Below are 13,213 nucleotides of genomic sequence, written 5' to 3' on the forward strand. Positions count from 1 at the left end.
TCGGATCATCAGGCTTCCATGTACTGCGCGGATTACCCTTGTCACGGCGGAACCGGCGATGTGAGCCCGGTAGGCTCACGAGTCTGTCAGATGCCCGAAGGGGGTCGTGTTGCTCAACAGCGGTGACGTGTTCGCCGGGTTCACCATCGAGCGGTTACTCGGTGAGGGCGGAATGGGCGCCGTATATCTGGCCCGGCATCCCCGGCTCGGGAAACCGACCGCGCTCAAACTGCTGAAACCGGAACTGTTCGCCGATGCCGCGATCCGGACCAGGTTCGAGCGGGAGGCGGATCTGGCGGCCGCGCTGGACCATCCGAGCATCGTCACGGTCTACGACCGCGGCGCGGAGGGTGAGCACCTGTGGATGTGCATGCAGTACATCGACGGCGCCGACGCGGGCACCGTGAATTCGCTGACCCTGCCCCCGGAAAAAGCGGTGCAGATCATTTCCGGGGTCGCCGACGCGCTCGATTACGCGCACGGAATGGGTGTGCTGCATCGCGATGTGAAACCGTCGAATATCCTGCTGGCCCGCGCCAATACCGGGCAGGGTGAACGGGTTTTCCTGACCGATTTCGGGCTGGCCCGATTACGTGCGGAAACGGTGCGGCTCACGCAGACCGGGATGTTCACCGCCACGCTGGCATTCGCCTCACCGGAACAGATGACCGGCGGCGATATGGACGGCCGGTCGGACCAGTATTCGCTGGCGTGTGCCCTGTACTGGCTGCTCACCGGAATGGCACCGTTCGATTCGCCCAATCCCGCCGATATCATCCACGGCAATCTCCAGCTCGCGCCGCCGCCGCTGGCGGTCAAACGGCGTGGGCTGCCGCCGGGCCTGGACCCGGTGCTGGCGAAGGCGATGGCCAAACATCCCGGGCACCGCTACCGCACCTGTGTCGAATTCGCCGCGGCCGCCGAACATGCGCTCACCGCTCCGGCACCCGCCTACGCACCGGTGACGGAGCAGACGGGGCCGGGTACGGGCTTCGCCGCACCCGCTGCGGGATATGCTGCCGCGCAACCGATCCCGCCCCATCCCGCGGTTCCCCCGGGTGCGCCCGGGGGCCCGCCGACGAGCTATCCGGCCGACGGTCGTTTCGCCGGCGGTGCACCTCAGGTGGTGCCGCCGCAGCCCGCACCGGGTGCGCCCGGGGCACCGGCCGTGGAGCAGACCGGTGGTGCGGCCCACGGGCGGCCCGCCGTGGGCCCGCAGGAGATCGACTCGACGGGCGCGCAACGTACGGTCGCGATCACGCGATCCGCGCCCTCACCCGCGGGGCAGCCGGTAGAGCAGACGGGTGGTTTCCGGGCCGCGCCGATGGGCGTCGAGCACACCGGGGGGCTTCCGGTGGTGCCGGTCGAACACACCGGTGGGATACCGGTGGTCCGGCCCGAGCACCCCGGCGACGCCGGCGCGCATGCCGGGTACGCGGGTGACGCCACGGAGAGCACGGGGGCCAGGGCCGCCGTGCGACCCGGCGGTTACGCGCCGGCCGCTCCCGGCTATGGCGGGCCGGTCCTGCCGGGCGGCTACCCGGCGCCGCCCGTCCGGCGCAGCCGGGCACCGTGGATCGTGGCGGCGATTCTGGTGCCGCTGATCGTGGTCGCCCTGATCGTGGCGGCGGTGCTGGTGATCCTGGGATCCGATGAGCGCAGCTCCGGCAGCGCTCCGGCCGCACCGCAGACCTCGACCCTGGAACGCGAGCCCACCAGCGCGGGAACCGGCACCACCGGCCCGGGCGATTCGCCCGGTGCCGAACCCGGTGACCGTACCCGCCGGCTGTTCCCGGCTCTGCTCCCGCAGGGATCCGGCAGCGACGGGCTCGGCTATCAGAACGCTCGGTGCACCCGTTACGGACCCGATGATCAGATACCGCTGCTGCCCGGTGTTCCGGTCTTCGACGAGGTGCTGGAAAGTCGGCCCTGGGAAGCGATCTGGGATTGCCGCCAGATCCAGTTACAGCCCACCCGGCTGGATTACACGATCCTCACCTACCCGGACGCCGAAGCGGTCCGGGAGGTGGTGGCCGGCCTGCCGCCGCACGATTCGCTGGCGGGCGCCAAGGCCGGCGAGCCGTACACGGCGCGGTTCTGGGAGGATTCCGGCGACCGCGGCCACTTCACCGTCAATATGCTGGTCACCTTCGGAGCCGGGGTCGATTCACCGCGCAGCAATTCGCTGCTGTTCGTCCGCAAATGGGGCCCCACCGCGCGCGCGGACATCGAACAATGGTGGGCCGGCGCGCCGCTCTGATATCGGGTTCCGCCTCCGCGTCCGCGTGTCGAGCACCGCGCGGAGTACGGGTTGTTCGGCCGCGAGTTCGAGGTAGGCCTCGTCCAGGGTGCGGCCCTGGGCCGAGCCCTGCTCCAGTTTGGCGTCCAGATGAATGTTCCACCGGTAGCGCAGCGCCGCGAGCACGCCCTGCGGGCCGCCGAACAGCCGGTCGAGGTGGGGGATATCGTCGAAGAGGTCGGCGCGGGCGGGGTCGTGGGCCGCGCGGTCGAGTACGGTGCGCAGGATTTCGGTGCGCAGATGCTGCTCTGTCCAGGACATGATCCGTGCCCTTTCGCTCGGGGCCTGGGTTGCGCCGCCCGGTCCGGTACGACGCCGGCGTGTTCCACGCTACGGAGCCGGGGCCCGGGTTTCGTCGTGCGGCGGGCGTGAATCGATCTCCTACCGGGGGCGGAGACCGGGCCCGGCCACGGGTGGATGCCCGGGACAACCGGCCTGATTACTCTGGACATGTGCCCGAGAGCTACCTCACATCCGGCGCCGCCGTGGGCGACTCCACGCGCCGGGTGCCGGCGAGCGCGGTGGAGGGAGATTCAGCCGACGGGCAAGCCGGAAGCACCGCTACGAGCCCCTCCGCGGGCGACTCGGTGGCAAGGAATTCCGGGGCCGCTGCCACCGAGCACCCCGACAACTCACGCGTAGTTCCGGGCAGTTCCGGGGACGCTGTCGCGGCCCGATCCGGCACATCCGGCGCCGACAATGCCGACGGTTTCGCGCCGGATCATGCCGCCCGGACGCCGGCGGACCGCCCGATCGCGACCTCCCGCCCGATCGCGACCTCCCGCGCGGTCGTGGGGCCGGGTGGTGAGTCCGGCAGCCGGGGGCCCGCTGGACTCGGCGGTATGTGGCGCCGGGTCACGGCGCCGTGGCCCGGCCGGCGAGTGCGGCCGGGCTGGCATTCGCTGGGTGACCTGCCGTTCGACTATCCGCCGAAGGTGGTGTTGTTCGCCGATCTGGCACTGCTGGTACTGGGTCTGATCGCCTGCCTGCAGCGGCACGAGTACTTCCCGACCGTCCTGCCGTTGCTCGCGGTGGTGCTGTTGTTCCTGTCGGTACCCGCCTACGTGCTGTTCGGCATCGTGCCGCGGCCACTGGTGCTGTGCCTGGCGACGATGGCCGCCGCGGCGCTGTTCTTCGCCCAGCCGGTCGAATCGGATTTCGCGCCGTTCGTGCTGATGGTCGTGGCGGCCGAGATCGCGGCGATCGCGCCGAAACGGGTGAGTATCCCGCTGGCCCTGCTGGCCACCGTCGAACTGATCGCGTTCGCCGCCCTCAGCCAGGTGCTGTGGGGTAACGACTATCTGCGCACCGGTGTCCCGATGTACGCGCTCGGGATCCTGCTGGGCTGGCTGGTCGGGGTGATGCTGCAGTACCAGCGGCTGTACCTGTATCAGGAACGGGAGAACCAGAACGTGCGGGCCGCGCAGGCCGCGGCGGCCGAACGCAACCGTATCGCGCGCGAAGTGCACGATGTCATCGCCCATTCGCTCACCGTGACCCTGCTGCACGTCACCGCCGCCCGGCACGCCCTCACCACCGACAGCGATGTGGCGGAGGCGGTGGACGCCCTCGGCGACGCCGAACGCCTGGGCCGCCAGGCGATGGCCGATATCCGGCGGACGGTGGGTCTGCTGGATTCCGGGCCGGCGGCCGCCGGGCCCGAACCCGGCGCCGACGATATCCCCGTCCTCGTCGACGACTTCGTCAACGCCGGACTCGCCGTGCGCCGCCGGTTCACCGGCGATCTGGGCCGGGTTTCGGCCGCGGTCGGTCTCGCGCTCTACCGCATCTGCCAGGAGTCACTGGCGAATATCGCCAAACACGCGCCGGGCGCGGCTGTCGAACTGGCCGTCGAGGTGGGCGCGCGCTCGGTGGTCGTGCGGGTGCGCAATCCGCTCCCGCCGGGCGCGGCGGCCGCACCTGCCGGGCGCGGCAACGGTACCGGTGTTGCGGGTATGCGCCAGCGTGCGGAAGGACTGGGCGGCCGAATCCAGATCGGGCCCGACGCCGGTATGTGGCATGTGCGGGCCGAGTTCCCGCTGCACGACCGCCGGCCGGAAGCGGACGATTCGGCTGCCGAGGTCCGCGGCGAACCTTGCCCACTGGTGAAATCGTTCGGGAAACCGCAATCCCGTCGACCGGCCGCCGAGCTACGGGAGGAAGAATGACCGAGCCCGAGGCCGTTCCGGAAACCGTCGAGGTGCTGATCGTCGACGACCAGGAATTGGTGCGCGGCGGGCTGCGCCGGATCCTGCGCCGCCGCGACGGCTTCCGGATCAGCGAATGCGCCGACGGGGACGAAGTGGTCGGCGCGGTGCTGGCACATGATCCCGATATCGTGCTGATGGACCTGCGGATGAAACGGATGGGCGGGATCGAGGCCACCCGGCTGTTGCGCGCCCGGGCCGATGAACCACCCGTCCTGGTCCTCACCACCTTCGACGACGACCAGCTGCTGTCCGGCGCGCTACGCGCCGGTGCGGCCGGGTTCCTGCTCAAGGATTCCCCGGCCGAGGATCTGATCCGCGCGGTGCGTACGGTCGCCGCGGGCGGCGCCTGGCTCGACCCGGCCGTCACCGGCCGCGTCCTGTCCACCTACCGGACTTCCGCGGCCGCCCCGGCCGCCCCGCCTCCCGGCGGTGAGCTGACCGGCCGCGAGTACGAGGTGCTGGCGCTGATCGGCCGGGGTCGCGCCAACAGTGAGATAGCCCACGCGCTGGGAATCTCGGAGGTCACCGTGAAATCCCATGTGGGTCATATCTTCGGCAAACTGGGGCTGCGGGACCGGGCCGCGGCCATTGTGTACGCGTTTGACCACGGTGTGGTTTCCCCTGGACAATCCATGGTTTGACGGGCATCCGGGCGCGACTGCGCGTCCGGAGAAGGTACGGCGCCCGCGACGTGGAGAGGATGGACGGGTGCAGGCGCCAGGTTCCGAAATCGGCAGTCGGTTCGGCCCCTACGAACTGCGTTCCCTGCTGGGCCGGGGCGGGATGGGGGAGGTCTACGAGGCCTACGACACCGTCAAGGATCGGGTGGTCGCGCTCAAACTGCTCGCCGGGGACCTGGTGGGCGATCCGGAGTACCAGATCCGGTTCCGCCGCGAATCGCAGGCCGCGGCCCGGCTGGCCGAACCGCATATCATCCCCATCCACGACTGGGGGGTGATCGAGGGCCGGCTGTTCATCGATATGCGGCTGGTGCCGGGGACCGATCTGCGTACGATTCTGCAGTCGGGTGGCCCGCTGAGCCCGCAGCGCGCGGTCACCGTGCTCGAACAGATCGCCGCCGCACTGGACGCCGCGCACGTCGACGGGCTCGTGCACCGCGATGTGAAACCGGCGAACATCCTGGTGACCGACGCCGATTTCGCCTATCTCGCCGACTTCGGGATCGCCCACTACGAGGGCGAATCCAGCGTGACCAAGGCCGGGGTCGCGATCGGCTCCTACACCTACATGGCACCCGAGCGATTCGACCGCGCCCCGGTGACCCCACGCGCCGATATCTACTCACTGGCCTGCGTACTGCACGAATGCCTCACCGGCGCCGTGCCGTTCGACGCACCGAGTATCGGCATGCTGATCCGCGCGCATCTCGCCGAACCACCGCCTCGGGCAAGTGTTCAGCGAACCGGGTTACCGGCCGCATTCGACGATGTGATCGCATGTGGTATGGCCAAGGATCCGCACGATCGTTTCGCTACGGCAACCGAACTCGCCGTCGCCGCGCGTACCGCGTTGAATTCCCCGCCGCGCCCGCCGCATTCCGCCATGCCCCCGGCGCCGACCTCCGGCGAACTTCCCGCAACTCCGGTGTCGCCCGTGGACTCGTCCCCGCCGACCGGCGGTATACCCACCCTGGTGGTCCGGATACCCAACCTCGACGACGACGGCACCCCGGACCCCACCACGACGCTACCGGCGATCATCCCCGGCGACCCCACCTCGGTGCGCCCGACGGAGTTCCACTTCACCCCGCTGACCGAGGAACAAGCCGAACCCGAAGCCCCGAACCCCGGTATCCGCCCCTTCCCCGACGCCCACCTGTACCAGCAGGAACAGCTACATCCGGCCGTCGATCCGGCCCTGCATCCGGACGCGGCGCCGGCGACCGGCGGTATGCCGGTCGCGGATTTCTACCCGCCCGACCAGGCGACCCGCATCTACGGGAAAGAACAGGTCCCCGGGCCCTCCGCCGAGGACGCCACCCGCGTCTTCGACCCGGTCGAATCCGTTCCGCCGGTCGGTCCCGACGGCGATGCGACCACCCGCGCGTACCGGCCCGGTGCGCACGGCGCGGCGCCCGCGCACCCATCGGCGGGCCGCGCCCGCGGAGCGGAGGGTGACGCTTCGGGGGAATACGCGTACATGTCGGGAGAACACACCCGTGGGCCGGAAGACCGCGCCTATGTGTCGGGGGAACTCGACTACCGGCGGGCGGACCCCGCGTACGTGCCGGGGGAACACGGCTATGCGGTAGGCGACAACGCCTATGCCGCAGAGCCCCCCGGCCACCTGGCCCACGACAACGGCTATGCACCAGGCGCCGACGGTTACGCGGCGGGTGACGACGGCTATGCACCAGGGGCCAACGGCTACGCGGCAGGTGACAACGGCTACCCGCCAGGGGCCGACGGTTATCCCGCGGGCGCCGACGATTATCCGCCGGGAGCCGGCGGCTACCCGGTGGATGACAATCGCTACGGGCCGGGACCGGACGGCTACGCGTCGCGGGAATCCGGGTACGAGCCGCGCGAGCCCGCCTATGGCCCCGAGGAAACCACGCGGCTGAACGCAGCCGGGCCGGGCGGCCCCGGGAGCCGCCCGGACGAGTACGGCCACCACCCGGGCGCGCCCGGTTATCCGGCCGGTGATTCACGCACCTCGACCGGCGATTGGTGGACCGCCGAAAGGCAGGACGAGCACGACGAACCGCACCAGCCGGGCCCCGTCGCGCCGGGTCCCAGCGGATTGTTCGGTTACGGCGGCGCCGGACCCGAACCGGTCGCCCCGGCCCCGGATCCGTACGCCGCGGCCTACGAAGCCGGCTACCGCGACAGCTATCTGGCGAACGCGGCCCGGCCTCCGGAGGGGGATTCCGCGGGCCGGCGGTCCCGGCTCTTCCCGATCCTGGCGGGTGCCGGGGGATTCGTCGTCGTCGCGTTGATCGCGCTGCTCGCCGTCAATTTCCTGGGATCCGGCGACGACTCGACGACCGCCGCCGACAGCACGGGCGCGGCCACCACCGCGGCCGCCCGCAGCAGTGTGCCCGCCACCAGTGCGCCCACGCGCACCTCCACCGCGACCACGACCACCGAAGCCGACCTGCCGTCGGCTGCGACCCCGTGCACCACCGCGTCCACCGGCAGCGGCCCGTACGGTTCGTCGGCGGCGGGTACGTCCGTGACCAGTTGCGAATTCGCCGAAGCGGTCCGGCAGGCGTACCTGGATCCCGGCGTGGTCTCCGCCGAGGGCGAACCCGTGTCCATCGAAGCGACCAGCCCGGTCACCGGCCAGGCGTACACGCTGGAATGTGTCGCCCAGGACGGCCTGGTCACCTGCCGCGGCGGAAACAACGCGGTGGTGTACCTGTACTGATCGGCCGGACAGAACCGGGCCGGGACCGTACTCACACCGTGAGCGTCACCCGGTGTGACGACTGCGCAGAGTTCGCGGCGCGATCCCGGCCCGGCTAGGGTCGCCGTGGAGTACGGTTTTCCGACCGGTACGCAAACCAGTGGGATTGTGGGAGATCGCAAGAATCATGGGCGCAGGTGTGTCGACCGAGACGAAACGGGAACTCTCCACGGTTCGGCGCCTGTTCGCCCTCCTCGGCTGCCTCGCGGTCACGGTTTCCGCCGCCGCCTGCGGTTCCGGCTCCACCGAGCAGCCCGCGACGACCACCTCGATCACCCCGGCGGCGGCCGATTCGCCGGGCGGGGAAGTGCTGATCACGATTCCCGGTACCCTGGCCGCCGATTTCGCCGAACTGGAACGTTCGGAGAAGGGCGCGCTGGGTCTGGCGATCATGCCGGTCGGCGGGGACCGGTTCGTCGGGCTCGGTGAATGGACCACCGGCCCGGCCTGGTCGACGATGAAGGTGCCGCTGGTCATCGCCGCCGAACGCAAGAACCCGGGCGGGCAGAACTACGCCACCTCGGCCGCCATCACCGCCTCCGACAACACCGCCGCCGACAGCCTCTGGTCGAACCTGGGGACGCCCCGCGAGGCCGCGCTCTCGGTGCAGGCCGTCCTGCGTGAGGGCGGCGATACCGCGACCGTCGTCCAGGAGAAGCGCAGCCGGTCGGAATACTCCGCGTTCGGCCAATCCGAATGGGCGCTCGCCGATCAGGTGCGTTTCGCCTCCCGGCTGCCGTGCCTGCCCGGCGCCGACCGGGTGATCGACCTGATGGGTTCGGTGAACGCCGGCCAGCAGTGGGGCCTGGGTTCGGTCTTCGATACCGCCGAATTCAAGGGCGGCTGGGGGCCCAACCCCGACGGCGCCTACCTGGTGCGCCAGTTCGGTCTCGTCCCGGTGGCCGGCGGCACCATCGCGGTCGCGCTTGCCGCGCAACCGGATTCGGGCACCTTCTCCGACGGGATGGACCTCCTCGACCGGATGGCCGGTCTCGTCTCGCAGCATCTGGGCGAATTCACCGGCGGCTCCTGCCCGGCCTGATTCCGGCGTTACCCGACATTCACGGGCCCGAAGCGGCGCGGACGACCCGCAGCGGGCAAGATGGGCGCCATGCGCATCGGAATCCTGACCGGCGGTGGGGACTGTCCGGGACTGAACGCCGTGATCCGGGCCGTGGTCCGTACCGCGAACGGCCGCTACGGTGACGCCGTTGTCGGTTTCGAGGACGGCTGGCGCGGGTTGCTCGAGGACCGCAAGATCCGCATCCAGAACGACGACCGCACCGACCGCCTGCTCGCCAAGGGCGGCACCATGCTCGGTACCGCGCGCACCAATCCGGATGTGCTGCGGGCGGGCCTGGGCCGGATCCGGCAGACCCTCGACGACAACGGTATCGAGGCGCTCATCCCGATCGGCGGGGAAGGCACGCTGACCGCGGCCAGCTGGTTGTCCGAGGAAGGTGTGCCGGTGGTCGGCGTACCGAAAACCATCGACAACGATATCGACTGCACCGATGTGACCTTCGGGCACGACACCGCCCTGTCCATCGCCACCGAGGCCATCGACCGCCTGCACACCACCGCGGAATCCCATCAGCGGGTGATGCTGGTGGAGGTGATGGGCCGGCACGCCGGCTGGATCGCGGTGCACGCGGGCATGGCGGCGGGCGCGCACCTGACCCTGGTACCGGAGCAGCCGTTCGACGTCACCGAGGTCTGCGCGCTGATCAAGAGCCGTTTCCAGCGCGGCGACAAGCATTTCATCTGCGTGGTGGCCGAAGGTTCGCATCCGGCCCCCGATTCCGGTTTCACGCTGCGCGAAGGCGGCGTCGACGAATTCGGGCACGAACGGTTCACCGGGGTCGCCCAGCAGCTCGGTATCGAGATCGAACGCCGGATCGGTAAAGAGGTCCGCACCACCGTGCTCGGTCACGTCCAGCGCGGCGGCAGCCCCTCCCCGTACGACCGCGTGCTGGCGACCCGCTTCGGCCTGCACGCCGCCGAAGCGGTGCACGCCGGGCATTTCGGTCAGATGGTGGCGTTGCGCGGCACCGAGATCGGCCTGGTCCCGCTGCACGAGGCCACCAAACAGCTGAAGCGAGTCCCGCCCGACCGCTACGACGAGGCCCGCGCTTTCTTCGGTTAGCCGCACGTTCCAACCACGCTGGTAGGGATTAATAGGGCCCCGACTTCTCGAGCCGCGGAGCGGCTCCAAAAATACAGCCCGCCCATTCGCGGATGGGTCTCTTCCGAGACCAAAGGCCGACAGGCCGCCGACCCTGCCCCGCCGGCGCGCCGCCGAAGATACAGTCGGGCCATGCGCCATCGCAGGGGAGCGTTGCCGGTAGCTGTTGTGTGGTTGCTCGTCTCGATGCTTGTCGGCTGCGCCGACGAGGTGGTGGACGAACGGGTCGGGGGTCAGTGGTACGGGGCCATCGAGGCTCCCGGGGCGCCGGTGCTCGTCGGCGTGGAATTCACCGGCCGGCACAGCGGATCGGTCGATATTCCCGTGCACAAGCTGCGGGATCGTCCGCTGGCCGATGTGGTGGCCGAACCCGATCAGGTGGAATTCGGCGTCCCGGATATGCCCGGCGACGCGAGGTTCGCCGGCCGTTTGGATGAACCCGCCGGCCGGATCGTCGGTGACTACCGGCAGGCCGGCCAGACCTTCGGGCTCACCCTGAGCCGCGAACCGGTCCCGCGACCGGCTCGCCCCCAGGAGCCGCAGCTGCCGTATCCGTATATCTCCGAGGATGTTTCGTATTCCAGCGGTGAATTCACAATTGCCGGGACTCTCACCCGGCCCGACACCGCGGATCCGGTGCCCGCGGTCGTCCTCGTCACCGGCAGCGGTCCGCACGACCGCGACGAGACGATTTCCGGGCACAAACCGTTCCTGCTGCTCGCCGACACACTCACTCGTGCGGGATACGCGGTATTGCGCACCGACGACCGCGGTGTCGGCGGTACCGGCGGCAATCTGGACCAATCCGATTACGGTGATCTGTCCGCCGATATCGAGGCCGGTCTCGGATATCTGCACGGGCGTCCCGAAATCGACTCCGCGCGGATCGGTCTGCTCGGCCACAGCGAGGGCGGATATCTCGCTCCGCTGGTTGCCGCCCGGCCGGAGAACGACGTCGCTTTCGTGATTCTCATGGCCGCGCCCGCGATCACCGGTACCGAGATCGCCCTCGACCAGGGCACCCGGGTTTTCACCATGTCCGGCGCAACCCAGGAACAGCTCGACGCCAACCGCGCGTTCCTGATGGACTGGACCGCGGCGCTGCGCGCCGGGCAGCTCACGAAAGCGGACCGGCTCGCGGAAACCTACAACCGCTCGCTGCCCGACGGTCTCCGTGCCGCCAGTGAACAGCTCACCAGCCAGAACACCCCGTATATGGCCGCATTGGTGTCCTACGATCCCGCGCCGGCGCTCGCGGCACTGCGGATGCCCGTGCTGGCGCTGTTCGGGACGAAGGACGTTCAGGTGGTCGCCGAGCAGAACGCGGAACCCATGCGTGCCCTGCTGGCCGGTGACCCCGACGAGACGGTCCGGGTGTTCGAGGGCCTGAACCATCTCATGCAGCCCGCCGAGAGCGGTCTACCCATCGAATACGAATGGATCGAGACCACCGTCGACCCGGTCGTTCTCGATACCGTCACGGGTTGGCTGGGCGAACGGGTCCCCACCGGCTGAGGTGACCGCTGGGGGCGGCACCTGGGTGCATAGACTGTTCGCCATGAGCGCACCCACCGTCGAACTCATGGATTACGCCGATGTCGTGAGCCGGTACGAGCCGGTGCTGGGCATGGAGGTCCATGTCGAGCTGAACACCGCGACCAAGATGTTCTGCGGTTGCCCCACCACGTTCGGCGCCGACCCGAACACCCAGGTGTGCCCGGTATGCCTGGGGTTGCCCGGTTCGCTGCCGGTGGTCAACCAGCAGGCGGTGGAATCGGCGGTGCGCATCGGGCTGGCCCTGAACTGTTCCATCACGCCGTGGGGCCGGTTCGCGCGCAAGAACTACTTCTACCCGGATCAGCCGAAGAACTACCAGATCAGCCAGTACGACGAGCCCATCGCCACCGAGGGATACCTCGAGGTGCCGCTCGACGACGGCACCACCTTCCGGGTCGAGATCGAACGCGCCCATATGGAGGAGGACACCGGTAAATCGGTGCACGTCGGTGGCGCCACCGGCCGGATCCACGGCGCCAGCCACTCCCTGCTCGACTACAACCGCGCCGGTGTGCCGCTGATCGAGATCGTCACCAAACCCATCACCGGCGCCGGCGACCGGGCCCCCGAGGTGGCGCGCGCCTACGTGACGGCCCTGCGTGATCTGCTGAAATCGCTGAACGTCTCCGATGTCCGGATGGAACACGGTTCGCTGCGCTGCGACGCCAATGTCTCGCTCATGCCGATCGGCGCGGATGTGTTCGGCACCCGTACCGAGACCAAGAACGTGAACTCGCTCAAGAGCGTCGAGGTCGCGGTCCGGTTCGAAATGCGCCGTCAGGCGGCCGTTCTCGCCACCGGCGGGGAGATCATCCAGGAGACCCGGCACTTCCACGAGGCCGACGGCTCCACCTCCCCGGGCCGCCGTAAGGAAACGGCCGAGGACTACCGGTACTTCCCGGAACCCGATCTGGAACCGGTCGCCCCCGACGCCGCCTGGGTGGAAGAGTTGCGCGGCACCATCCCCGAATACCCGTGGCTGCGCCGCGCCCGCATCCAATCGGATTGGGGTGTTTCCGACGAGGTCATGCGCGACCTGGTGAATGCCGGCGCGCTGGATCTCATCATCGCCACCGTCGACGCCGGCGCCCCCGCGAAGGAGGCGCGCTCCTGGTGGGTCGCCTACCTCACCGAGAAGGCCAACGAACGCGGGGTCGCCCTCGAGGATCTGCCGATCACGCCCGCCCAGGTGGCCGAGGTGATCGCCCTGGTCGAGGCGAAAACCGTGAACAACAAGGTCGCCAAGCAGGTCGTCGATCTGGTGCTCGAGGGTGAAGGCGATCCGGGCGCCATCGTCGAGAGCAAGGGCCTGGGCATGGTCAGCGACGACAGCGCCCTGCAGGCGGAGGTGGACAAGGCGCTGGCCGCCAACCCCGATATCGCCGACAAGATCCGGTCCGGCAAGGTCCAGGCCGCCGGCAAGATCGTCGGCGACGTCATGAAGGCCACCCGCGGCCAGGCCGACGCCGCCCGCGTCCGCGAACTCGTCCTGGCGGCGTGCGCGAGCTGAGGCGCAACCGAAGGACCCGGTGG

General features: G+C 69.6%; 9 protein-coding genes. 8 read left to right on the forward strand and 1 reads right to left on the reverse strand.

Features of this window, described 5'->3' with window-relative positions; genetic code table 11:
* Positions 1–106 precede the first annotated feature (106 nt).
* Complete coding sequence (locus ACQEVO_RS04405) at positions 107–2,260, forward strand: serine/threonine-protein kinase (protein ID WP_432909113.1); 2,154 nt, start codon at positions 107–109, stop codon at positions 2,258–2,260.
* Here the strand turns inward: ACQEVO_RS04405 and ACQEVO_RS04410 are convergent.
* Complete coding sequence (locus ACQEVO_RS04410) at positions 2,168–2,560, reverse strand: hypothetical protein (protein WP_432909115.1); 393 nt, start codon at positions 2,558–2,560, stop codon at positions 2,168–2,170. The two genes, ACQEVO_RS04405 and ACQEVO_RS04410, sit on opposite strands and share 93 nt — an antisense overlap.
* Before the next feature lie 191 nt (positions 2,561–2,751).
* On the opposite strand from ACQEVO_RS04410, the gene ACQEVO_RS04415 reads away from it, so the two are divergent.
* The 7 genes from ACQEVO_RS04415 to gatB all read left to right on the forward strand — a co-directional run bounded on the left by ACQEVO_RS04415 (position 2,752) and on the right by gatB (position 13,190).
* The gene (locus ACQEVO_RS04415; protein ID WP_432909117.1) at positions 2,752–4,467 is read left to right on the forward strand and encodes a sensor histidine kinase; all 1,716 of its coding nucleotides are present in this window, start codon (positions 2,752–2,754) and stop codon (positions 4,465–4,467) included.
* Positions 4,464–5,150 (forward strand): response regulator, encoded by a 687-nt coding sequence (locus ACQEVO_RS04420; protein ID WP_432909119.1) that lies wholly within the window; start codon positions 4,464–4,466, stop codon positions 5,148–5,150. Before ACQEVO_RS04415 ends, ACQEVO_RS04420 begins: the two co-directional genes overlap by 4 nt.
* A 67-nt stretch (positions 5,151–5,217) precedes the next feature.
* Positions 5,218–7,899 carry a protein kinase domain-containing protein gene (locus tag ACQEVO_RS04425; RefSeq protein ID WP_432909121.1) on the forward strand — a complete coding sequence of 894 codons (2,682 nt, stop codon included), beginning with the start codon at positions 5,218–5,220 and terminating at the stop codon, positions 7,897–7,899.
* A 178-nt stretch (positions 7,900–8,077) separates the two neighbouring features.
* Complete coding sequence (locus ACQEVO_RS04430; RefSeq protein WP_432909122.1) at positions 8,078–8,980, forward strand: hypothetical protein; 903 nt, start codon at positions 8,078–8,080, stop codon at positions 8,978–8,980.
* 69 nt (positions 8,981–9,049) lie between these two features.
* A complete protein-coding gene (locus ACQEVO_RS04435; protein WP_432909124.1) occupies positions 9,050–10,084 on the forward strand; it encodes an ATP-dependent 6-phosphofructokinase in 1,035 nt (344 codons plus the stop codon).
* Between the two features lie 171 nt (positions 10,085–10,255).
* Positions 10,256–11,638 (forward strand): alpha/beta hydrolase family protein, encoded by a 1,383-nt coding sequence (locus ACQEVO_RS04440; RefSeq protein WP_432909126.1) that lies wholly within the window; start codon positions 10,256–10,258, stop codon positions 11,636–11,638.
* Between the two features lie 43 nt (positions 11,639–11,681).
* Positions 11,682–13,190 carry an Asp-tRNA(Asn)/Glu-tRNA(Gln) amidotransferase subunit GatB gene (gene gatB, locus ACQEVO_RS04445; protein WP_432909128.1) on the forward strand — a complete coding sequence of 503 codons (1,509 nt, stop codon included), beginning with the start codon at positions 11,682–11,684 and terminating at the stop codon, positions 13,188–13,190.
* The last annotated feature ends 23 nt before the right edge of the window (positions 13,191–13,213 follow it).

Origin of the sequence: Nocardia sp. CA-290969 (assembly GCF_050936135.1) — a bacterium.
Classification (GTDB): domain Bacteria; phylum Actinomycetota; class Actinomycetes; order Mycobacteriales; family Mycobacteriaceae; genus Nocardia.